Here is a 21600-nt window from a genome sequence, read left to right as displayed (position 1 = left end):
AGTCATTGTTCCGCTTGAGCGACGACCGTCTTGCCAGAGAGGGCAGGACCGCCTGTATGGAAGACGTAAGGTTCCTTCAGCTCGCCACCGTTCGTGACGATCATCGGCGTGACCGTGTCTTTTCCGGCTTGATGAATCTGTTCGAGGTTCGCTGTGAGCAGCGGTTGACCGACCTCGACCGAATCGTCGACGTTCACATGCACGGTAAACGGGTCACCTGCAAGTTCGACCGTGTCGAGCCCGACATGAATCAAAATTTCAGCGCCGTCATCGGTGCGAATCCCGATTGCATGCTTCGTCGGTGCGACTTGAACGATGGTCCCTTTGGCCGGTGCGACGACTGTCCCGTCAGTCGGCATGATGGCGATTCCGTCGCCCATCATCTTCTCGCTGAACACTGGGTCGCTCACTTCCTCAAGTGGAATGATGTCTCCTTCCATGGGTGCATAAAGTGTCAGTGTATGTCTCTTCATCCACTTATTCAATAACATCTTCGATTCATCCTTTCGTTCGAAAAATGATTGTGAAAAAACAAAACAGGCATGGAGTATAGACGGGTGGCGTGAGCCTTTCGTCTTACCCCATGCCTGATCGAATCAGTCACATGTGATCATTATTCGTTTCGTCACCCTCAACATAGCACGCCCGAATATAGATATCAAGGCCTAATTTGAAAGCGTTCTCTAGAAATTTTACTTCTTCGAAAATCTGTTGTATAGTTAGGGCGAAACTGAATGAGAAAGGTGTTGCATGTTAATGAGTGAGGTCGTATCTGCCTAACGAACTGAAAAATGTCGGATGACGCGTATTTTTGTCATGCCTTCATGTTCTGTTACAGATACCGCCCTTCATAAACTGCCAGACACCGGTCTGTCTTTTTGCGTTGGTCGTCATCGGCCGACGCTTTTTGTTTGCGCGGTATTTCCATCATATTTAAGGAGAGATTCCCATGAACGAACAAACATTAGAAAAATTACAATATACTGAACTCATCCAACGCGTCGAACGATACTGCATCAGCGGATTCGGACGGAAGTTGTTATGCAACCAGCGTCCGACGAGCCACCTACAAACGGTGAAAAAACGACTGCAAGAGACGACAGAGGCGCGCGCGATTCTCGACGCGACGTCACACGTCCCATTTATCGGCGTGTCCGCGATGGAACCGCTCATCGGGAAAATCAGCCGCGGGATTCAACTTGAGGCGAGCGAATTAGAAGATGTCGCCGAGTTTTTCCGCGGTGCCCGGAAGTTGAAGCGATTCATGACGGAGCAGGCGTTCTTCGCCCCGCTCTTATCCATGTACGCCGGTGAGATGAGCGAGTGGCGTCAGATTGAGGAAGACATTATCCAGTCGATTCGCGGGGGACGCGTCGTCGACGAGGCCTCGAAAGAATTAAAGCGTGTCCGTAAGCAAATCGAGATTCTCGAAGGACGGATCGAGGAGCGATTGAGTAAGTTTTTGAAGAGTGCGGTGAACCGGGAAGCGATTCAAGACGGTTTCGTGACGAAAAAACAAGACCGATTCACGATTCCGATCAAGGCCTCGTATAAGCATAAAATCGCCGGGACGATCGTCGACACGTCGAGCCGTGGCACGACTGTCTTCATCGAGCCCGAAGCGGTAGCAAAACTGAACGCAGAACTCGTCGTCAAACGGACCGAGGAGGCGGTCGAAATCTACCAAGTGCTCGCCACGCTCACCGGCATGGTGGCCGAGGCGTTATCGACCATCGAGGCGACACTCGACGTCATCGCCCAATACGACATGGTGTTCGCGAAAGGGAAGTATAGCCAAGCCATCGACGGCATCGCCCCGCGCGTGAACGCCATCGGAAAAATCCGTTTGAAACAAGTCCGCCACCCGCTTCTCGAACGAGCGGTCCCCCTCGACTTCTCGCTCGGTGAGACGTATCGCGGTCTCATCATCACTGGACCGAACGCCGGCGGGAAGACGGTCGTCTTGAAGACGATCGGTCTGCTCAGTTTGATGACGATGAGCGGGCTTCATATCCCGGCACATCCGGACACGGACATCTCGACGTTTGACGACGTATTCGTCGATATCGGGGACAACCAGGATATGGGGTCGGCGCTCAGCACGTTCTCGGCCCATATGCATAACGTGGCGAGCATCATGCAGAAGGCAGGGAAGCGATCATTACTATTATTCGATGAAATCGGAAGCGGGACGGAACCGAACGAGGGAGCGGCCCTCGCCATCGCGATTTTAGAAGAGGCATACAAGCGAGGCTGCCTCGTCGTCGCTTCGACCCATTACGGGGAGATCAAAGCGTACTCGGAGATGCACCCGGACTTCATGAATGCAGCGATGCAGTTCGACTCGGACACGCTCGAGCCGAAGTATCGATTGTTGATTGGACAGTCCGGCGACAGTAACGCCTTGTTCATCGCCCGAAAAATGAAACTGCCCGTGAGCATTTTGAAGCAGGCGGAACGCTACATGCATGATAAAACGTATGATCAGTCGCTCGTCGATTCATCACGACTCGCGCAAGAACTCGTCCGACCGGTCATCGAACCGGATGAACGCTTCGAAAAAGGGGATCGGGTCCGCCTGCTCGAGACGAATCAAGTCGGCCTCGTGTATGCGATGGACGAGTCGTTGCGTCGCGTTACCGTGTATGTCGACGGCGTGTCTAACGATTATCCGCTCCGTCGTGTCCGGCTTGAGGCGAAAGCGATCGATCTTTATCCGGCAGGCTACGACCTCGAGACGCTATTCGTCAACTATCGGGACCGCAAGGAAGCCCATGACTTTGCCCGCGGTTCAAAAAAGGCGCTCCGTCGCGTCGAGAAAGAGATTCGAGCACGGCAACGAGCCGAACGAGGCGAATGAGAGTATTCGGCAAAGCACTCGGGTAAGGAACAAGGACCGGGAGTCGTCTAATCGTTCGGCTGACGGGTAAGTGTCGGAGGTGGATGGAATGTTTTGGTTGAGCTTATTGTTTGCCATCGGGTTTGCCTTGATCCATTATTTCTCGGGAAACTTGATTCATGTGCGTGAGACGCCGCGCAGTCGTTTTTTATCGCTCGCTGGCGGCGTCGCGGTGGCTTATGTCTTCTTGCACCTCTTACCGGAGTTGAATGAATATCAAGAACAGTTGGAAGGTCATTTAGGGGACGGGCTTTTCACATCGGTTGAGAATCATATTCTCGTCGTCAGCATGATTGGCCTGGCCGCGTTTTACGGTCTCGAGCGACTCGCCACACAGATGAGTCGGCGCGGGAGCGGCAGCGTGTTCTGGATTCATATGGCGCTGTTCGTTTTCTATAACTTCAGCATCGGCTATGTGCTCGCCGAGAGCGCGTTCGATAATGCATGGACGATGACGCTTTACTTCTTTGCGCTAGGGATTCATTTCATCACGGTCGACCAAGGGCTGAGACACCATCACAAAGCGATGTATGATCGGGAAGGACGGCTCTTATTGTCCCTTTCGGTGCTCGCTGGGTGGGGCGTCGGCGCGTTCTCGGCGCTCGATGAATTGACGTTGTCCATCATCGTCGCGTTTTTGGCCGGGGGCATCATCTTGAACGTCATGAAAGAAGAGCTGCCAGAGGAACGGGACAGCAGTTTTCGAGCCTTCGCCGTCGGGCTCGTCGGTTATTCGCTCTTATTGTTGGCCATATGAAAAGGCAACCGCCGCGCGGTTGCCTTTTTGCTTACAATGAATTCGTGCTCTGGTCGTCTACGTTGTCATCGCTTGAAGGTGTATCCTCATCTGTGTTCGACCCGCCGAATGGACCACCGTGATGTGGGCCGTGTCCGCCCCGATGACGTCCTCCGCCAAAACCGCGTATCTCGTCTAGGTCGTCATAACTCGTGACGTCGGCGAAGCGCGCCTCATGCTCGGCAAGGATTGAATCGGCCTCTTCTTGCGTCAAATCACCGGATTCGACCGCTGCGTCGAGTTTGGCTTCATGAGACGCGATCATCGCCTCGATGAACTGTTCGATGGTGATTCCTTTCGATTCGGCCAACTCAGGAAGTGACTGCCCTTCCTCACGTGCTGCTGCCACTTCGTCCTCGGTCAACCCGAGCGCCTCGAGTAAGGCGGCTTGTCCGGCTGCCCGGTCACCGAACATCCCGCGCTCCCCGCGTTCGCCGCGCTCACATTGTGTCGTCGTTTCCGTTCCGTCAGTCGTTGTCGTATCGTTCGTGGCGGCATAGACGCCTGTGCCTGAGACGACAAGTAGGCCGGCCAGGGCGATTGCTAATTTATTCATGTCAATCTCCTCCTTTACTACCTCAAGTGTAGGGCGCGACCGTTCAAAAGTTGTGAGGGAGTTGCAAGGTTTTTGCAAATTGTCTTTGGGAAACGATGGGGTCTGTTTCCCGATACGATATAATCAAAGTGGAGGCGATAGAGATGAACGTACTCGTGGTCGAAGATGAACCCAAATTAGCGGACGGACTTGCCCGCTTTCTGACGTATGCTGGTTTTCACGTTCGTGTGGCCGGTACGCTCGCCGAGGCGAAGCGACAGCTTGAGCAACCGTTCGATGCGGTCCTCCTCGACGTGCGTTTGCCGGACGGGGAAGGGTGGACGCTCATTCCGAAATTGAAGGCGTTGCGGCCTGCTCCTGTCATCATCTTGGCGACGGCACGGGGCGAGGCGGATGACCGTGTGTTCGGACTTGAGCTCGGGGCTGACGATTATTTGGTCAAACCGATTGTATTGAAAGAACTCGAAATCCGCCTGAAGCGTCTCGTCAAACAGACGGATGAAATCTCGTTCGGCGATATGACGGTGGATGCTCGCTCCCGGACGGTGACCGATGACGGCCGTTCGATTCGCATGACGAATAAAGAGTATGAGTTGTTGCTCTACTTTTTGAAGCATAGCGGAGAAGCCATCGACCGGAATCGGCTACTTGATGAGGTGTGGGACTATACGTTCGCCGGGGACACGCGCACGGTCGATACGCACGTCAAACAGTTGCGTGACAAGTTGCCGACGATGAAGCGGCAATTGAAGACCGTGCACCGCGTCGGCTATCGATTGGAGGATATCCGATGAATCGATTGATGAAGAAGTTACTCGTCATGGCGATTTTGCCGCTTACGGTCATGGCCGTGCTCACGTTCGGGCTAACGTCGCTGCTGATTGGTCGCTTTGCCGAGACCGAAAGCTATACTCAACTCGGGCGGGAAGCTGATATTGTCTACGATGCGCTCATGGACGGTCGGGGCATCCCTGGACAGTTCGATGTCGTCGTGTTTCGAGACGGGAAACGGCTCGACCTTGAGCGGGGCGGCCGGATGCATCGCCATATGACACCGTTTCTGAACCCGGACGTATTAAGTGAACGAGACCAAATTCGTATGAACGGAACAAACCTGCTCACGTTCAAACTTGAGGAAGGTGATTTGCAAATTGTGACGTATACGACCGCACCGTTGGCAAATCCACAGTTTCGCCAAATTTACGTCATTCTTGGGAGCGGTTTTTTGTTCGCGCTTCTCGTCGCCATCGGCATGACGTATTGGATGAGCAAGCGTTTGACGACCCCGCTCGTCAAATTGAAACAAGCGACCGCGTCCATCATGTCGGGTCGGCACGAACTCAAGCTGCCACCGGTGACCAACGACGAGATTGGTGATTTGACGGAAGCGGTCCGGCAGATGAACACATCGCTCGAAGAGAAGGAACGGCTGCAGAACACGTTCATCTCGGGGGTCACGCATGACGTTCGTACCCCGCTCGCCATCGTGCGAAACGAGGCAGAGATGCTCGAGCTCGGAATCGTCAAACAAGAAGATGTGGCCGCGACCGGGCGAAGCATGACCGAGGAGGTTGACCGCATCGACCGGCTCGTCACACAGATGCTCGAGTATTCGAAACTATCGGCTGGGAAGCTGACGCTTACGACCGAGCCTGTTCACTTGAACGAGTTGATTGAAGAAACAGTCTCACGGATGGAAGAGTCGTTCAAGCACAAGCAAGTGACGGTCGCGCTTGAACTCGAAGACGTGACAGTGCAGGCGGATCGGTTGGCGTTGGAACGCATTTTGTCGAACTTCCTGCAAAACGCCTATCATGCCAGCCCGGTCGGCGGCATGATTACGGTCCGGCTCACCGAGCGACGACTCGAAATCGAGGATGAGGGACCGGGCATCCCGGAATCGATGCACGCCAACATTTGGGACATGTACGTGAAAGGGGACCAGTCAGATGGGCACGGGCTCGGTCTTGCTATCAACAAGCTGTTGCTCGAGGCGCAAGGGCTGTCGTACGGGATTGAGTCGAGAGAGGGGGCGCTGTTTTGGATCATGTGGTACTAAACTTATTTTTGCGCGGTGTGCGCTTGGAACGGGATCGCATCGAACAACCCGATTATCCGTTCTCGCTACCGATTTTTGATAGGTTTGATGAACTGACGCTCACGAAGCCGGTCACGTTTCTCGTCGGGGAGAACGGGAGCGGAAAATCGACACTGATTGAAGGAATGGCCGTCGCCGCCGGTTTCAATCCGGAAGGTGGGGCGACGACGTTCCGATTCGAAACCGATTCGACACATAGTTCGTTGTTTGAAGCGCTACGGCCAATCCGTGGCGCTTACCGGCCAAAAGACGGATTTTTCCTTCGTGCCGAGACTGCGTATCAACTGTCGAGTTATGTGGATGAGATTGCACGGACGTCTCCCGATCCGGAACGGTTCTATTCGTCCTACGGCGGTCGGTCGCTCCATGAGCAGTCACATGGCGAGGCGTTTCTGTCGCTCATGCTCCACCGTTTCCGGGGTAAAGGGCTTTATATATTGGACGAGCCTGAGGCCGCTTTGTCCCCGATGCGACAGTTGACGATGCTCGCTCGGATGCATGAACTCGTGCAGTCGGGGAGCCAGTTCATCATCGCGACCCATTCGCCGATTCTTATGTCGTATCCTGACGCCGATATTCTCCAAGTCGAAACGGGACTCGAACCGACGTCGTTCGATGAACTCGAGCACGTTCGGGTCATGCGTGACTTTTTGGCGGCCCCGGAACGGATGCAACGCATCTTGTTCGAATAAAACGGTCATCGTGTAAGCGTTTTATTTTTATGTTGACGTCAAGATATCAACGGAGTATGCTAAGGACGAGAAGAAGAAAATCCACTTTGGGATTGTTACTGGTCATGCAGGCAAAACCTAAATTGATGCCGTCCATCCAACTTTAGGGGACCGGCGTGAATTTAGGTTTTTTTCTTTTCAATCGACCCTGAGCGGAGGTGACAAGATTCCATGCACATTTCAAAAGTGTTCAACAACAACGTCGTGGCCATTCAAGCGAACGGTCAAGAACAAGTCGTCATGGGACGAGGGATTGCGTTCCCAAAACGACCTGGTGACGCGATCGATCAAGCGCGAATCGAAAAGATCTTTACGCTCGAGAGTAAAGAGAGCCATGATCGGTTCGTCCATTTTTTAAATGAGATGCCGGGTGAGGAGATGGAGACGGTGAAGCAAATCGTCAAACTCGCCGAAACAAGGCTCGAAAAGACGGTGCACGACTCGCTTTATGTGACGCTCGCCGACCATATTCATTTCGCCCTCAGTCGTTATCGCGATGGAATCGTCATCCGAAACCCGCTCGTTTGGGAAGTGAAACGGTTTTATGGACCTGAATTTTCAATCGGGAAAGAAGCGGTCGCGCTCATCAACGAGCGGCACGACGTCGTCCTCGATGAAGATGAGGCCGTCGCCATCGCCCTTCATCTCGTCAATGCGACGATGTCTGGCGCGAAGGGTGAGAACTTACACCTTGTCACCGAGATGACGAAAGCGACCCAAGCGATCCTGACAATCATCACGTACCATTTTCAAATCGACTTGGATGAAGAGTCGCACGCCTACTCCCGGTTCTTGACCCATCTCAAATACTTCGTCCAACGGCTCGCCTCGAAAGAGCCGGTGAAGACCGGAGGCGATGAGACGCTGTTTGAGATGGTGAAGCTGCGCTATCCTGACGCCTATGAATGTGTCGAGAAAATCGCGGGACTGATCGCCTCGAAGTACAACTATGCGGTGTCGACCGATGAACGGCTCTATATGATGATCCACATCGAAAATTTAATGAAAGAAAGACGATCCTAAGGATGGTTACTGATGATGCAGGCCAAACCTAAATGACGCTACGCGATGTAGACGTACATTTAGGTTTTTCTTTTTACCTCAAACTGAAGGAGTGAGCAAAATGAGCCAATACAAGGCCCTCGCCGACGACATCATTCGTCACGTCGGTGGGAAAGACGACGTCAAAAGCGTGTTCCACTGTGCGACACGGTTGCGTTTCAAATTGAAAGATGAAAAAAAGGCCGATCCCGGAGACGCTGAAACAACACGATGGCGTCATCACGGTCGTCCAAAGCGGCGGCCAGTTCCAAGTCGTCATCGGCAACAATGTACCGTACGTCTATCAGGACGTCGTCGCAGCCGGAGGTTTTCAAACGTCATCGAATGAGGAAGAAGAGAAGACGGGCGTGTTCAATCGCTTGATCGATGTGATTGCCGGTATCTTCACCCCGATTCTCGGCCCGATGGCCGGGAGCGGGTTGTTGAAAGGATTGCTTGCCATTCTCGTCGCCCTCGGTCTCCTCACGCAAGACATGGGGACGTACATCGTCTTGAACGCAGCGGCCGATGCCCTCTTCTACTTCCTGCCGGTCATCCTCGGACACTCGGCCGCGAAGAAGTTCGGTGGGAACCCGTATATCGGGATGATTATCGGGGGAGCGCTCGTCTATCCGGCCATCGTCGCGATGCAAGGTGCTGGCGAGACGCTCACGTTCCTCAATTTACCGGTCGTGTTGATGAGTTATGCGTCTTCTGTCATTCCAATCATCTTGGCGACGTACGTCTCGTCAAAAGTGGAGGCGTTCTTCAAAAGCGGACGCATGAGGCAGTCCGGAACTTCACGACCCCGATGATGGCGCTCCTCATCGTCGAGAACGGTCTTGGGGCGTATGACAACGTCGAAGCGGACGGTTCGGTCCATGACGATTATCGCATCGGGTACTTGCGTGACCATTTGAAGGCGATGGTCGAGGCGATTGAGGACGGGGTCGACGTCATCGGCTACACGAGCTGGGGCTGTATCGACCTCGTCAGTGCATCGACGGGTGAATATAGCAAACGATACGGGTTCATCTATGTCGACAAGCACGACGACGGGTCAGGGACGCTCGAGCGTTCACGGAAAGATTCGTTCTTCTGGTATCAAGACGTCATCCAGACGAACGGAGCAAGCCTGTTCGAAGATGAGACGGTTAAATAAAAAGGAGCGGCCGCGGCCGCTCCTTTGTTATGACTTGGTAATTTTACGCAGGACGATGATGGCGAGGCTGATTCCAAACGCAATCAGCATATACGTGGCGATTTCAGTCCAGATGCCCATCAAGCCTCCTCCTCGACAAACACGGCGAGTTCGCCTTGCGGCATGGCGACGAGCAAGTACTCATCTCCCCCGAGCGGGCGGGCGTCCCCTGCCTGCCAGCTCTCGAACTGTTCATGGAAACCGTTGACGAATAACGTGCGGCCAGACTCGAACGTCAACTCGAGATGTGGATATTCGTCGCCTAGACGGACGTGACGGACCCGTTCGCGCCGCAATTCGATGAGACGTTGCAGTTGTAGCGCCTCATCGAATAAGGTGTCCGCGGTATGGACGTGCCAAGACCCCTCGATGGAGAGCCAAGCCTCATGGTCGTCCCCGCGCTTGAAGTAAAGCAGGTGGTGGTTCGGTCCAGACCCGAAGTCGATCCCAACGAACGACGTCGTGCTGAAGAGATGCGTTAAAATTTTCGAAGCTTCACTATTTGTAGTACGGGTCACGCTTCCACCTCGCTTTTATTTTTTAGTTAGGTAGCTCTATCATTTCACGGTAGCGCACTAAAGTATACGAAAACATTATTTGACACTCCCACAGCTAAAGCAGTGGGATTCTGAAGTGCTTGTGCGAGCGCAGTCCATTTCTGTTTTGCTCAAGCCTTCAGATGAGGGTGTGCCATCACCCCTCCTGAGACAGACCATATAGGTTCTCAGGCTGATTGACTGTTACCATCAACCACAGGTCGTTACAGGTGTGTCCACCTGATGTTTTAGCGTCTTTTGCATGACGACAGGCATCGTTTTACCGGTCACATGGTTTCGTGACCGAACCGGATACGATTCTCAAGGAGCGATGGACACGGGCGTTTTAGAGACTTGTACTTGTCTATGGGATATATATACCCGAATGTCGGATGTTTTTCACATCCGAACTCACGTTCATCCCATGCCTAAAGGCGGGCTATGCCCGGTATGGGCTTTCCTGCTCGTATAATCTGTAAAATGGGAACAAGCAATAGATTGGAAAATCTTTCAAATAACTTAAAAGTTTGGTCAGTGATTGGGCAAACGATGTCCCACCTCTCCCGATTCATTCTATAATGGAGGAAGAGAACAATTTGGAGAAATGAGGGGACAAGATGGTATACGGGATATGGCTTGGCGGTATCGTCTTCATCACGATCGTCATCAATGTACTGCGTCTGTTGACGACCCCGTTGTTGAATCGCTGGTTGCTCGTTGGGGCGAGCGGTCTCATCGTCATTTGGCATGGCGTCTTGTTTGATTTTTATGACTTTCATTGGTCGGTACTTCTCCTCATCGTGACAGGTCTCGTCTGTTTTGAATGGAGAGGCATGTTTGCGGCCATCGTCACGAGCTGGCTTCTCGTCTATAGCCAATCGGGGATGCTGTCGTTCCCCCTCTTGTTCAGTTATTTTTTCTTCGGTCTAGGGGCGGCCCTCTTATTCGGGTACATCAAGCAGCTGAAACGGGAGCGGTCGGAGCGGCTACATATGCTGACCGGGAGCTCCCGGCAGTTGAACGTGTTCCGGGAAGTCAGTTTCACGATGCAAGATACGCTTGATTTGGACCGGTTGTTGCAGACGATTTTGACGTCGGTGACGGCGGGGCATGGTCTCGGGTTCAACCGCTCCATCATCTTTTTTGCCGACCCTGAGAAAGACAGCATTTATGGGGTCATGGGGACGGGACCGATGAGCCCTGAGGAAGGGTTTCAGATTTGGGAAGAGATCACGCGCCAACATTTCGACCTTCAAAGCCTGATTGACGAGAAGGAAACGGGCACGAGCCATGACGAACAGTTGAACGAACGGATTCGTAAGATGCGCATCCCGTTCGACGGCGAGCACGTGTTCAGACAGACGCTCGACACAGGGCGACCGATTCATGTGTATGCGAGCATCACGGACGACCCGGTGCTCCGGATGTTGCACGCGGAGCTACAGATGGATGAGTGTACGATTTTTCCGCTTCACCATCAAGGCATTCCATACGGACTGCTCGTGATCGATAACGTCGTCAATAAGAAGCCGATTACGCCGCAAAAGATTGACGGCGTCCGGCCCATCGCCGAACAGGCATCGCTCGCCTTGCATCAGACGACGCTCTATCAAAGAATCGAGACGCTCGCCTTGCGCGACGGCCTGACCCGTTTGAAAAACCATCGCTCGTTCGAACAAGACTTGGACGTATTGTTCCGTGAATGTGCGGACGAGGAGCTATCGTTAATCGTCATGGACATCGATCACTTTAAACAGTACAACGATACGAACGGACACTTAGCGGGCAACGAACTGTTGACACGCCTCGCGAGCGTGATTCGCCGTAGCGTGCCGGATGAACAGATGGCGTACCGGTTCGGCGGCGAAGAGTTCGTCGTCCTGTTACCGAAGTTTGATGAAGTCGAGGCGACGAACGTGGCGGAAACGATTCGGGTGGCGGTGCTGAAGACGTCGTTCACGTACGGGGAAGCACAGCCCGGTGGTCGGTTGACGCTCAGCTTCGGGGTCGCCTCGAAGCATACGCTCCGTCACCAGACGAGCGAGCAGTTGATTGAATGCGCCGACCAAGCGCTCTATGCGGCCAAGTCACGTGGGAAAAATCAAGTGTGCCGCTGGGAAGGAGTGCCGCTATGAATGAGTTCAGTGTCATGGTCATGGCGGTCGTCTTCGTCGGGACGTTGTTGTTCACGAGCCGACCTTGCTATCGTTTGATTTTACGCTCGATCGCGAAACGGGAAGCGGCCCGTCTCAACGTCTCCTTACAGGACGTCTCGTTCTCGTTCGACCAAATGGTGTATTTCATCGCCTTGCCGACGACGATTCCGACGGCACGCGACGCCTCGATTGACGAATTGGTCATCGAACCTTATTACGAGTCGTACTTTTTTCCGGAAGTGAATGGTGTCCAAGTGTCGATTCAGACGGGGCATGAAACGATTCCCGTCGCGTATTTGCCTCTCCATGACTTTAGCTTGCCGCTGTTGGATCGGTATTTGGAGACACGGATTATCGACGAACGAACGAATCGAATCATTCGGGCCCATATGATCCTTCATGAACGGACGGCGCAAGCGATTCGTGAGGAAGTGTACCAACAGCTTCATGAGGACCGGGCTGCACAATGAAAAGGGTTTTGCTCACAATGCGTGAGCGAAACCCTTTTAGACGTTCAACATATGAAACCGAGCCGCGCCAATCAAGTTCGCCTCGTTAAAGTGCGCGCACGTCTCGACGTCGATTCGGAACGTCCCAAACGCCTCACACAATGTATCGAGGTGTCGCTTGATCCCGTCGCGAACTTCCGGGCGACGGCTGATGCCGCCTCCGATCAAGATGCGTTCCGGGTCGAGGCTGAATTGGATATTGTATAGGCCAATCGCGTTCCAACGATAGAAACGCTCCAACTCTTCTTGAATGGCAGCGTCGGTTTGGAGCGCAAAGATGTCTTGTCCGGACAGCGGTCGCCCGAGGTGGTCGCTGCAGCGTTGGACGAGGGCGGCGGTGGCCCCGATCTTGCTCCACGTCCCGTCCGGATGAGGGAGCGACGGGTCGAGAATCCAGTAGCCGAACTCGCCTCCATGGAAGTGGGATCCAATCATGACGGCCTGCTTGTCGACGAACGCGCCACCGACGCCTGTGCCAATCACGACTGTCGCATAACGTTCGATCGAGGCGGCGGCTCCGGTCCATCCTTCGGCGAGGGCGGCCGCGTTGGCGTCATTCAAGACGGTGACCGGTAACGCGTAGCGCTCCCGAAGGGCGTCGAGGAATGGACGGTCATGGATGTATTGTACTGCGCTGATCCCATGGATGACACCGGCTGTAGAGTCGACCGCGCCGGGCGCGCTAATCGCGAGTCCATCGATGGCTTGTGTCATCTTGATCTCGCTGACGATGGCGTCAAGTTGTTCGAGGAATGCGTCCCACGTCGCTGGGGTCGGGACATGGTCGCTCGCGTGAAGGGTGCCGTCCGCGTGGACGATCCCGTATTTGATGCTCGTACCACCAATGTCGATGGCTAAATAGTGTTGCATGGCTTTCTACTCCTTTAAATGGGGTGACAAGCGTTATTATGCCATATTTTCAGAGGATGGTATGATAGATAAAGAAAAATACATAGAATCTCAAGATATGGGGAGGAGTTCGGTGGACGTTCACATTCAGCAAGCAGGGTATGAGGCACGTCAAGCGGTGATTGAAGAAATCAAGTTCGACGTCCGGCCCGGGGAAATCGTCGGGATGATTGGTTCGAACGGGGCCGGGAAGAGTACGACGGTCTCCTGTCTGACCGGGACGATTCCATGGATGCGCGGGACGGTGGACATCGGTCGCTACGCCTACATTCCGGAACAGCCGGTCTACTATGATTATTTGACGCTCACCGAACACATCGCCCTCGTCAGCGAACTGAGCGGCGTGTCAGATCAGACGCGGACGGCGATGCTCCTTCGAATGTTTCGGCTTGAATCGGTACAAGACGATTACATCGCCTCGTTTTCAAAAGGGATGAAGCAAAAGGCGATGATCCTCTTGGCGCTCATTCAAGAAGCGGGCTATTTGCTCGTGGACGAGCCGTTCGTCGGGCTCGACGCGACGACGACGATTCAGTTGCTTCGTCTGCTCGAAGAAGAGCGTCGACGCGGCACGGGCGTGTTGCTCGTCACCCACGTGCTCGACACGGCCGAACGATTGTGCGACCGTTTCGTCTGGATCGATAACGGGCGCATGCTCGCGAGCGGGACGAAACAAGCGATTCGAGCGGAGCTCGGGACGGACGGTGCCTCGTTGTTCGAGATGATGGAAGATGTGGTGATGCGATGACGGTTCGAGACGTCTGGGTTCGGCGTGTCCGGACCGACTTGACCAAACGAGGGAAGACGTGGCGGTTACTGTTCGATTGGACGATCGTCCTTTACGGGGGCATCCCGCTCACGTTCTTTCTCGGCTATCAATACGTAGCGATGTGGCAAGGCGCATATCCGTGGCTCATGGACGTCCCGATGCTTGCATGGGCGGCCGGCCTCCTGTTGATTCAGCTGCACGATCACTTCTTCGCATGGATCGAACGAGCGGACGTCGCTTTAGTCGCGAACCGTGACTTGGTCTCGGCCATGAAACGGTATTCGGTCGGGTATCATCTCGCCGGTATGGGCATGAAGTATACGCTCGTCCTCGGATTGATGGCACCGGTACTTAAGCTTCACGGATGGTCGATCGTGTCGCTCGTCGCGTTCGGTTTCGCGCTCTTCGTCGTTGCGTGGCTGCACATGTGGCTGCGCTATCTGCTTGATATGAAGGGAACCCATTGGTCGCTCCGGCTCCTCGTGCCGGTCGTCGCGTTCTCGGGCACGTACGCGCTCCTCGCAGACATGCCGCTCCTTGCGGTCGTCCTCGGCAGTGGCAGTGTCGCCTTGGCGCTTGTTTCGGGAGAAGGCTGGCTCTCGCGCCACCCGTTCATCAGCCGCGAGGTCGAGCATGTCGCGCGTGTCCGGACAGCGTTCGACCGATCGCTCTTATCGACGTCAGGCGTCTTTGAGAAACCGAACACGCGAAAGCGGCCGTACTATCGGCCTACCCCGAATCGGTTCGGGTCCGTTCGGCGCACGCTCGCGCTCTTGCTGTACATCCGCACGCCGAGCCACCGTAATCTGTGGTTACGGCTCATCCCGCTCGCGGTCACGGGGTTTCTGCTCGTGCCGAGCTGGTTCAAGTTGCTCATCCCGTTATATATCGGGTACGTCGGGATTCAAGAACGGGACGCCTTCTTAAACGAGATGGAGCGTCATCCGTTCTTCCGCATGACCCAAGGAAGGACAGACTGATGACTGAACAACAATATGAACGCTTGCTTCAAATCGAGACGGCGAAACCCCAACAAGGCTTCCCCGCATCGGTCGAATATCATCGCTATGAGCCGACGCCGTACGAGGCGCTCGACTTGTTGCGGGACGCCTATCCGCTCGCGGCGACGGACACGGTCGTCGATTTCGGCTCCGGGAAAGGACGGCTCCCGTTTTATCTGGCTTACACGTTCCGTGTCCGGGCTATCGGCGTCGAGATGGACGGCGGCTTCCATGAGGCGGCGCTTGACAACTGGATCAACTATTCAAAAAAGCATCATACTCGAGGCAGCGTTCAGCTCATCCATGACTACGCCGAACGCTTTATCATTCCGCCTGAGGCGAACCGATTTTACTTCTTCAACCCGTTCTCGGTGAACGTGTTCCGTGACGTCGTCTCGAACATCATCGCGTCAGTCGAGCAATCGCCACGTCCGGTTGATCTCATCTTGTATTACCCGGCAGACGAGTATTTGCATTTTTTAAATGATGAGACACCGTTTCAATACGTGCAAGGCGTGCGATTGCCACTCAAAAATCTTCATGAGCGGTTTCTCATCTATCGATTTGATATGATGGAATCATCTTGGTGATTGAGGAGTGAATCGGATGAAGAAGAAAGAGATTTTGGAAGCGTATCGTTGGCGTCAAGCGACGAAAGAGTTTGATGCAGACCGCAAAATCGAGGAAGACGATTTTGAATTCATCTTAGAGACGGGCCGTCTGTCGCCGAGCTCGTTCGGTTTCGAGCCGTGGCAGTTCGTCGTCGTCCGCCGCGAAGACTTGCTGCAAAAGATTAAACAGCACGCTTGGGGCGCACAAGGACAAGCGCTCACGGCGAGTCATTTCGTCTTAATCTTGGCGCGGACGCCTGAAGCGATGCGCCACGACTCGGACTACATCCGTCACATCGTCACGGACGTCCAAGGGCGGACGGAGGAGGAGTATGCGCAACGCATTCAGCGCGTGCAGGCGTTCCAAGAAAACGACTATCGTCTCCTCGACGATGCGCGTGTATTCCAAGAGTGGATTAAACGCCAGACGTACATCCCGCTCGGCAACATGATGACGGCCGCTGCCCAAATCGGCGTCGACTCATGCCCGATCGAAGGGTTCAATCAGGCCGAGATGGACGAGTTGTTAGTCACAGAAGGTGTCATGGAACGGGGCGCCTGGTCCCTCTCGGTCATGGTCGCGTTCGGACATCGTGCCCGTGACTTCGCACCGAAGACACGCCGCGACTTCAACGAGGTCGTCAAATACATCGGATGAAAAAAGGCTCAATCGCCTCGAAGCGATTGAGCCTTTGCTTATTTCCAGTCGGTGATGCGGTCGATTGGGAAGCGGACCGATTGGTAGCCGTCTTCCGCGGCTTTTCCGATTGAGATGAGCATGACCGGGAGGTAACGCTCTTTCTCGAGACCGAACGCCTCGGCGATATTCTTCTTGTCGTAGCCACCGATTGGGTTCGTGTCGTAGCCGTGGGCCCGGGCGACGAGCATGAGCTGCATCGCGACGAGGCCGGAGTCGAGTAAGATGCTGTCCTTGATTGCCTCTTTTGGTGCGTCTTTGTAGATGCCTTTAATCATGTCGACTTGACGGTCGCGTACTTCCGGCGGCATGAGGCCACGTTCGACGGCCGTGTCAAAAATCTCTTCCGTGTAGTCGGCCATTTGATAATCGGCGAAGATGGCGATGACGGCCGCAGACGTCTCGACTTGGCGCTTGTTGAAGCTTGCGAGTGGGAGGAGCGTGTCTTTGCCTTCTGCGCTATCGATGACGACGAAGCGCCACGGTTGTAGGTTAAGTGAAGACGGAGCCGTTGTCGCCTCCTCCAAGATTTGCGTCATCTCGTCTTTCGAGATTTTGACGTTCTCATCGTAGACGCGAATCGAGCGGCGCCCTTTCACGATCTCCATAAAGTCTTTCTCGGTCGTTGTGTTCATAGTAACGTCTTCCTTTCATGTTGAATGTTTGTTTGTAATGTATTTAAGTGGTCGAGTAGGCGGTGTTGATCTTCTACCTTCATGTTTACAAAAAGTCGATTCGATAAGCACTTCTTTTGCTCGGTCCAATGTGCGATTTGTTCGTGGCCGAGTTCCGTCAATTCGACGTAGATGACACGGTTGTCTTTCAGGCAACGGTCACGCCGGATGAGGCCGTCTGCCTCGAGTTGCTTCAAGTGCCGTGTGACGGCTGCGTGGTCGACGTCGACCCGTTGTTGCAGCTCGCGTTGTTTGAGCGGACCGATGTGATAAAGGTTGCTCAATAAATCGAATCGAGTCAAGCTCAGCCCGTCCATTTCGGTATCGAACACTTGGCCGAATTCTTTTTGAATCGTCATGATTTGGTAGAGGATCTCGTCGCTGAGCGAACAGGAATCGCGCATCGGCAGTCCTCCTTGGTCATTGATGCATCAATCATTGATAGGTCACACAATGAATGCTACCGCCTTCGCCTACATATTTCAAATAAAAAGTTTTGAAAAACCTGTTGCCAAACTGTTATATAATAGTCTATATTAAAGTCAACTGATATATAACAATAAATGCGAGAGGATGTGAAGGCTTGGAACAGTATAAGCAACTAGGAACTTATCGCGTACATCGGAAGCTGCTCGACTTCGTTTCGGCTCGTGTATTGCCGGAAGCGGCCACGCGCCAGCAATTTTGGCAAGGGGTCGAGCGCATACTCGACGAATTCATTCCTCGAAATGAGGCGCTGCTCCATGAACGTGAATCGTTTGAGCGACTGTTACAGGATTGGTACAGCGACCACAAACACAATTTCGATGTGAACGAGTACGAACGTTTCCTTCAATCGATCGGTTACATCGAGCCGGTCGTCCCAGACTTTCAAATCGACGTTTCGAACGTCGACTTGGAGATCACACAACAAGCCGGACCGCAACTCGTTGTCCCGCTCGACAATGCGCGCTACGCCTTGAACGCGGCCAACGCAAGGTGGGGAAGTCTCTATGACGCCTTATACGGAACGGACGTGATTGATGAGTCGGACGGTAAAAAGACGAGGGGTTATAACCCGATTAGAGGCGCGGCCGTCATCGCCTACGCCAAACAGTTTCTCGACGATACGTTCCCGCTCCGAGAAGGGACGCATCGTGAGGCGGAAGGATACAGCGTCGAGGGTGATGCCGCTTATGCCGTCTTGAACGGGAAACGGGTTCCGTTCCGACAAGACTGTTTCGTCGGCTACACCGGCGCTCCGGAGTCTCCGGACCGTCTGCTGCTCGTCCATAACGGCCTCCATGCCGAGCTGAGATTCAATCGCCATCATCCGGTCGGGAAGAGCGATCCGGCAGGGCTCGTCGACATTGAGCTCGAATCGGCATTATCGGCGATCGTCGACTGTGAGGACTCGGTCGCGGCCGTCCGGGCTGAAGACAAAGTTCACCTTTACGAAAACTGGCTCGGATTGATGGACGGCACGCTCGAGGCCACGTTCCAAAAAGGGGACCAGTCGCTCACGCGGACGTTGAATCCCGACCGTCATTACATCGGGACGGGCGGACGTGAAGTCGTGTTGCCGGGACGAGCCTTGCTCTTCATCCGAAACGTCGGTCATTTGATGACGACAGATTTGATTCTGGACGGGGAAGGGCGTGAAGTGCCCGAGGGGATCGTGGACGGCATATTCACCGCCTTGATTGCAAGCCGTCACTTGGATGCGAACCGAAATTCTCGTGAACGCTCCATCTATATCGTCAAACCGAAGATGCACGGTTCAAAAGAAGTCGCCTTCACGAACGATTTGTTCGACACCATCGAGGACTTGATTGATGTGCCGCGCCAAACAATCAAGGTCGGGGTGATGGATGAGGAGCGGCGGACGTCGCTCAACTTGAAGAATTGTATTGAGCGTGTGAAAGGACGTATTGTCTTCATCAATACCGGATTCCTCGACCGGACCGGGGACGAGATTCACACGTCGCTCACGCTTGGACCGATGCGCCGAAAAGGTGAAATGAAGACGTCAGAGTGGCTTGACGCCTACGAACGTTTGAACGTCCGCGTCGGACTTGGAGCAGGTTTTCACCGCCGCGGCCAAATCGGCAAAGGGATGTGGGCGATGCCGGACCAGATGAAAGACATGATGCGGGACAAGGTCAATCATGTGCGGTCAGGCGCCACGACAGCCTGGGTGCCGTCACCGACAGCGGCGACACTACATGCGCTCCATTACCATCAAGTCGATGCATCCGGTGTCCAACGTGAGCTATTGGACGCACCGTTCGACACAGCGCGTGAACAGCGCCGTCTCCTCGAGATCCCGTTGGCGACGGACGTATATGCGGCAGAAGAAGTGAACGAGGAACTCGAAAACAACTTACAAGGATTGCTCGGTTACGTTGTTCGCTGGGTCGAACAAGGGGTCGGTTGCTCCAAAGTGCCGGACATTCATCATATTGGGTTGATGGAAGACCGGGCGACGCTTCGCATCTCGAGCCAACACGTAGCCAATTGGCTGTACCACGGTGTCTGTACGAAAGAACAAGTCGAAGCGACGCTCCGGCGTATGGCCGAGGTCGTCGACGCGCAAAATGCGGGAGATCCGCATTATCGTCCGATGACGCCTGACGTGGAACGCTCGCTTGCCTATCAGGCCGCGAGAGACTTGGTGTTCCAAGGTAAGGATTCGCCGAGCGGGTATACGGAGCCGATCTTACATCGGCGCCGTCGTGAATTCATCGAACAGTCGACACTGGAAAATGTAAAAGGAGGAGCATCATCATGACAACGAAAAAACTTGAAAGTGAACAATTGATTGAACGCTGGGTCGTCCGCCGCATCGTTTCGGGAGAATCGACCGCGACGCTCGCCAATACGGCTTTCGTCTATGGCAATGATTTGATGCGCCTCATCCTCGATCGCACAGACGGCTCACTCCAAATCATGTGGGAACCGGTCGAGGAGGTTGTCGTCTTCCGAAAGCCAGAGGAGCGGGACGAGGAGAACGTCTGCCGCTGTTGCGGGATGGAACATTCGACGTTCAAAGCGGCGCTCGAATGTTGTGCTTATTTGGATTAAGCGCGCACTATCTGTTATATAACAAATGATAATAAATCAACTAATATAAAACAGGAGGAATGGAAATATGAATGAACAGCGGATGCAACTTGAAGGGATTTTTCAGTCAGAACGGTTTGAAGGAGTCGAACGCCCCTATAGCGTCGATGACGTCATGAAGCTGCGAGGGTCAGTGTTGATTGAACACACCCTCGCGACAAAAGGAGCGGAACGTTTATGGGAACTGCTCCATCAGCGCGATTACGTGCATGCCCTCGGTGCCCTCACGGGGAACCAAGCGATCCAACAAGTGAAAGCCGGATTAGAAGCGATTTACTTAAGCGGCTGGCAAGTCGCTGCCGACGCGAACCTTTCCGGGCATATGTATCCAGACCAAAGCCTGTATCCGGCCAACTCGGTACCGAGCGTCGTCAAACGAATCAATCAGGCGCTTCAGCGTGCCGACCAAATTCAAACGGCAGAAGGGAAAGGCGATACACATTGGTTCGCGCCAATCGTCGCCGATATGGAAGCCGGGTTCGGCGGCGTGTTGAACGTTTTTGAACTGACGAAAGCGATGATTGAGGCGGGAGCGGCCGGTGTCCACCTCGAAGACCAACTGTCTTCGGAGAAGAAGTGCGGACACCTCGGCGGAAAAGTGTTGCTGCCGACACAGACGGCCGTGAAGAACTTGATTGCGGCACGGCTTGCGGCCGACGTCATGGGTGTGTCGACAATTATCGTCGCCCGGACAGATGCACATGCGGCGAACTTGATCACGAGTGATATCGATCCGGTCGACCACCCGTTCATCGTCGGTGACCGGACACCGGAAGGATTCTATCGGACCGAAGCGGGCATCGAACAAGCCATCGCCCGCGGTCTCGCCTACGCCCCGTACGCCGACCTCGTCTGGTGCGAGACGTCGGAGCCAGATTTGGACGAAGCGCGCCAATTCGCGGACGCGATTCACGCCAAGTATCCGGGAAAACTGCTCGCCTACAACTGCTCGCCTTCGTTCAACTGGAAGAAGAAGCTGTCGGATGACGAGATCGCCACGTTCCAACAAGAAATCGGGGCGATGGGCTACAAGTTCCAGTTCGTCACGCTCGCCGGCTTCCACTCGCTCAACTTCGGCATGTTCGAGCTCGCGCGCGGATATAAGGACCGCGGTATGGCTGCCTACTCCGAGTTGCAACAAGCGGAGTTCAGTGCTGAACAGCATGGCTACACGGCGACGCGTCACCAACGCGAAGTCGGGACCGGTTACTTCGACGAAGTGTCGCTTGTCATCTCGGGCGGGGAGTCGTCAACGACGGCACTCGCCGGCTCGACCGAGGCCGAACAGTTTGAGGTGAAATGACATTAAAAAAG

At 54.2% G+C, this 21600-nt stretch carries 22 protein-coding genes and 2 pseudogenes; 18 read left to right on the top strand and 6 right to left on the bottom strand.

Annotated features, from left to right (window positions below; translation table 11 throughout):
• Positions 1-2: 2 nt before the first annotated feature.
• On the bottom strand, positions 3-491 hold the full coding sequence (locus tag KB235_RS00945) for a PTS sugar transporter subunit IIA (RefSeq protein WP_034816872.1): 489 nt from the start codon (positions 489-491) through the stop codon (positions 3-5).
• Between the two features lie 458 nt (positions 492-949).
• On the opposite strand from KB235_RS00945, the gene KB235_RS00940 reads away from it, so the two are divergent.
• On the top strand, positions 950-2860 hold the full coding sequence (locus tag KB235_RS00940; protein ID WP_211780144.1) for an endonuclease MutS2: 1911 nt from the start codon (positions 950-952) through the stop codon (positions 2858-2860).
• Positions 2861-2948: 88 nt separating this feature from the next.
• On the top strand, positions 2949-3656 hold the full coding sequence (locus tag KB235_RS00935) for a hypothetical protein (protein WP_211780143.1): 708 nt from the start codon (positions 2949-2951) through the stop codon (positions 3654-3656).
• Positions 3657-3687: 31 nt separating this feature from the next.
• Here the strand turns inward: KB235_RS00935 and KB235_RS00930 are convergent, their stop codons facing one another.
• On the bottom strand, positions 3688-4251 hold the full coding sequence (locus KB235_RS00930; protein ID WP_211780142.1) for a hypothetical protein: 564 nt from the start codon (positions 4249-4251) through the stop codon (positions 3688-3690).
• A gap of 143 nt (positions 4252-4394) precedes the next feature.
• On the opposite strand from KB235_RS00930, the gene KB235_RS00925 reads away from it, so the two are divergent.
• From KB235_RS00925 to KB235_RS00900, 7 genes and pseudogenes are all read left to right on the top strand, one after another.
• Positions 4395-5045: a response regulator transcription factor gene (locus KB235_RS00925; protein WP_211780141.1), complete on the top strand. Its 651-nt coding sequence runs from the start codon at positions 4395-4397 to the stop codon at positions 5043-5045.
• Positions 5042-6310: a sensor histidine kinase gene (locus KB235_RS00920; RefSeq protein WP_211780140.1), complete on the top strand. Its 1269-nt coding sequence runs from the start codon at positions 5042-5044 to the stop codon at positions 6308-6310. Before KB235_RS00925 ends, KB235_RS00920 begins: the two co-directional genes overlap by 4 nt.
• Positions 6301-7041, top strand: coding sequence for an AAA family ATPase (locus KB235_RS00915; protein ID WP_211780882.1), 741 nt, complete (start codon positions 6301-6303; stop codon positions 7039-7041). The genes KB235_RS00920 and KB235_RS00915 overlap by 10 nt, the downstream gene beginning before the upstream one ends.
• A 210-nt stretch (positions 7042-7251) precedes the next feature.
• Positions 7252-8103, top strand: coding sequence for a BglG family transcription antiterminator LicT (gene licT, locus KB235_RS00910; protein WP_211780139.1), 852 nt, complete (start codon positions 7252-7254; stop codon positions 8101-8103).
• A gap of 100 nt (positions 8104-8203) precedes the next feature.
• Positions 8204-8284: pseudogene (locus KB235_RS15800) on the top strand (hypothetical protein); the annotation flags it as partial.
• A 28-nt stretch (positions 8285-8312) separates the two neighbouring features.
• Positions 8313-8936 carry a PTS transporter subunit EIIC gene (locus KB235_RS00905; protein WP_246514282.1) on the top strand — a complete coding sequence of 208 codons (624 nt, stop codon included), beginning with the start codon at positions 8313-8315 and terminating at the stop codon, positions 8934-8936.
• A gap of 5 nt (positions 8937-8941) precedes the next feature.
• Positions 8942-9283: pseudogene (locus KB235_RS00900) on the top strand (family 1 glycosylhydrolase); the annotation flags it as partial.
• Between the two features lie 119 nt (positions 9284-9402).
• Here KB235_RS00900 and KB235_RS00895 read toward each other — a convergent pair.
• Entirely contained in the window at positions 9403-9840 is a 438-nt protein-coding gene (locus KB235_RS00895; protein WP_211780138.1) for a hypothetical protein, read from the bottom strand.
• A 635-nt stretch (positions 9841-10475) separates the two neighbouring features.
• On the opposite strand from KB235_RS00895, the gene KB235_RS00890 reads away from it, so the two are divergent.
• Both KB235_RS00890 and KB235_RS00885 read left to right on the top strand, forming a co-directional pair.
• Positions 10476-11993 (top strand): GGDEF domain-containing protein, encoded by a 1518-nt coding sequence (locus KB235_RS00890; protein ID WP_211780137.1) that lies wholly within the window; start codon positions 10476-10478, stop codon positions 11991-11993.
• Positions 11990-12484 carry a hypothetical protein gene (locus KB235_RS00885; protein ID WP_211780136.1) on the top strand — a complete coding sequence of 165 codons (495 nt, stop codon included), beginning with the start codon at positions 11990-11992 and terminating at the stop codon, positions 12482-12484. The genes KB235_RS00890 and KB235_RS00885 overlap by 4 nt, the downstream gene beginning before the upstream one ends.
• 36 nt (positions 12485-12520) lie before the next feature.
• Here the strand turns inward: KB235_RS00885 and KB235_RS00880 are convergent, their stop codons facing one another.
• Positions 12521-13393, bottom strand: a complete 873-nt coding sequence (locus KB235_RS00880) for an ROK family protein (RefSeq protein ID WP_211780135.1) — start codon at positions 13391-13393, stop codon at positions 12521-12523.
• Positions 13394-13505: 112 nt separating this feature from the next.
• Between KB235_RS00880 and KB235_RS00875 the strand changes: the two genes are divergently transcribed.
• From KB235_RS00875 to KB235_RS00860, 4 genes are read left to right on the top strand one after another with little or no spacing between them, the layout of a single operon-like run.
• Positions 13506-14180, top strand: coding sequence for an ABC transporter ATP-binding protein (locus KB235_RS00875; protein ID WP_211780134.1), 675 nt, complete (start codon positions 13506-13508; stop codon positions 14178-14180).
• Positions 14177-15181: an ABC transporter permease gene (locus tag KB235_RS00870; protein ID WP_211780133.1), complete on the top strand. Its 1005-nt coding sequence runs from the start codon at positions 14177-14179 to the stop codon at positions 15179-15181. The genes KB235_RS00875 and KB235_RS00870 overlap by 4 nt, the downstream gene beginning before the upstream one ends.
• Positions 15181-15792, top strand: a complete 612-nt coding sequence (locus KB235_RS00865; protein WP_211780132.1) for a class I SAM-dependent methyltransferase — start codon at positions 15181-15183, stop codon at positions 15790-15792. Before KB235_RS00870 ends, KB235_RS00865 begins: the two co-directional genes overlap by 1 nt.
• 16 nt (positions 15793-15808) lie before the next feature.
• A complete protein-coding gene (locus tag KB235_RS00860) occupies positions 15809-16471 on the top strand; it encodes an NAD(P)H-dependent oxidoreductase (protein WP_211780131.1) in 663 nt (220 codons plus the stop codon).
• A 38-nt stretch (positions 16472-16509) separates the two neighbouring features.
• On the opposite strand, the gene KB235_RS00855 is transcribed toward KB235_RS00860, so the two are convergent.
• Both KB235_RS00855 and KB235_RS00850 read right to left on the bottom strand, forming a co-directional pair.
• Entirely contained in the window at positions 16510-17145 is a 636-nt protein-coding gene (locus tag KB235_RS00855) for a nitroreductase family protein (protein WP_211780130.1), read from the bottom strand.
• Entirely contained in the window at positions 17142-17588 is a 447-nt protein-coding gene (locus KB235_RS00850) for a MarR family winged helix-turn-helix transcriptional regulator (RefSeq protein WP_211780129.1), read from the bottom strand. Before KB235_RS00850 ends, KB235_RS00855 begins: the two co-directional genes overlap by 4 nt.
• 179 nt (positions 17589-17767) lie before the next feature.
• On the opposite strand from KB235_RS00850, the gene KB235_RS00845 reads away from it, so the two are divergent.
• The 3 genes from KB235_RS00845 to aceA all read left to right on the top strand — a co-directional run bounded on the left by KB235_RS00845 (position 17768) and on the right by aceA (position 21589).
• On the top strand, positions 17768-19954 hold the full coding sequence (locus KB235_RS00845; protein WP_211780128.1) for a malate synthase G: 2187 nt from the start codon (positions 17768-17770) through the stop codon (positions 19952-19954).
• The gene (locus KB235_RS00840; RefSeq protein WP_211780127.1) at positions 19951-20247 is read left to right on the top strand and encodes a hypothetical protein; all 297 of its coding nucleotides are present in this window, start codon (positions 19951-19953) and stop codon (positions 20245-20247) included. Before KB235_RS00845 ends, KB235_RS00840 begins: the two co-directional genes overlap by 4 nt.
• Before the next feature lie 67 nt (positions 20248-20314).
• Positions 20315-21589 (top strand): isocitrate lyase, encoded by a 1275-nt coding sequence (aceA, locus tag KB235_RS00835; protein WP_034808062.1) that lies wholly within the window; start codon positions 20315-20317, stop codon positions 21587-21589.
• Positions 21590-21600 lie beyond the last annotated feature (11 nt).

The sequence above is a fragment of the Exiguobacterium alkaliphilum genome (genome assembly GCF_018138125.1).
Taxonomy (GTDB): domain Bacteria; phylum Bacillota; class Bacilli; order Exiguobacteriales; family Exiguobacteriaceae; genus Exiguobacterium; species Exiguobacterium alkaliphilum.
The sequence above is the reverse complement of the archived record's forward strand: the minus strand, read 5'-3'. Positions and strand labels throughout refer to the sequence as shown.

Excerpts from the sequence above, each read along its gene's own strand:
- KB235_RS00850 (WP_211780129.1), bottom strand. The coding sequence starts at position 17,588 with ATGCGCGATTCCTGTTCGCTCAGCGACGAGATCCTCTACCAAATCATG.
- KB235_RS00880 (WP_211780135.1), bottom strand. The coding sequence starts at position 13,393 with ATGCAACACTATTTAGCCATCGACATTGGTGGTACGAGCATCAAATAC.
- KB235_RS00940 (WP_211780144.1), top strand. The coding sequence starts at position 950 with ATGAACGAACAAACATTAGAAAAATTACAATATACTGAACTCATCCAA.
- KB235_RS00925 (WP_211780141.1), top strand. The coding sequence starts at position 4,395 with ATGAACGTACTCGTGGTCGAAGATGAACCCAAATTAGCGGACGGACTT.
- KB235_RS00840 (WP_211780127.1), top strand. The coding sequence starts at position 19,951 with ATGACAACGAAAAAACTTGAAAGTGAACAATTGATTGAACGCTGGGTC.
- KB235_RS00935 (WP_211780143.1), top strand. The coding sequence starts at position 2,949 with ATGTTTTGGTTGAGCTTATTGTTTGCCATCGGGTTTGCCTTGATCCAT.
- KB235_RS00860 (WP_211780131.1), top strand. The coding sequence starts at position 15,809 with ATGAAGAAGAAAGAGATTTTGGAAGCGTATCGTTGGCGTCAAGCGACG.
- licT (WP_211780139.1), top strand. The coding sequence starts at position 7,252 with ATGCACATTTCAAAAGTGTTCAACAACAACGTCGTGGCCATTCAAGCG.
- KB235_RS00945 (WP_034816872.1), bottom strand. The coding sequence starts at position 491 with ATGTTATTGAATAAGTGGATGAAGAGACATACACTGACACTTTATGCA.
- aceA (WP_034808062.1), top strand. The coding sequence starts at position 20,315 with ATGAATGAACAGCGGATGCAACTTGAAGGGATTTTTCAGTCAGAACGG.
- KB235_RS00870 (WP_211780133.1), top strand. The coding sequence starts at position 14,177 with ATGACGGTTCGAGACGTCTGGGTTCGGCGTGTCCGGACCGACTTGACC.
- KB235_RS00865 (WP_211780132.1), top strand. The coding sequence starts at position 15,181 with ATGACTGAACAACAATATGAACGCTTGCTTCAAATCGAGACGGCGAAA.
- KB235_RS00855 (WP_211780130.1), bottom strand. The coding sequence starts at position 17,145 with ATGAACACAACGACCGAGAAAGACTTTATGGAGATCGTGAAAGGGCGC.
- KB235_RS00885 (WP_211780136.1), top strand. The coding sequence starts at position 11,990 with ATGAATGAGTTCAGTGTCATGGTCATGGCGGTCGTCTTCGTCGGGACG.
- KB235_RS00890 (WP_211780137.1), top strand. The coding sequence starts at position 10,476 with ATGGTATACGGGATATGGCTTGGCGGTATCGTCTTCATCACGATCGTC.
- KB235_RS00920 (WP_211780140.1), top strand. The coding sequence starts at position 5,042 with ATGAATCGATTGATGAAGAAGTTACTCGTCATGGCGATTTTGCCGCTT.
- KB235_RS00905 (WP_246514282.1), top strand. The coding sequence starts at position 8,313 with ATGAAAAAAAGGCCGATCCCGGAGACGCTGAAACAACACGATGGCGTC.
- KB235_RS00930 (WP_211780142.1), bottom strand. The coding sequence starts at position 4,251 with ATGAATAAATTAGCAATCGCCCTGGCCGGCCTACTTGTCGTCTCAGGC.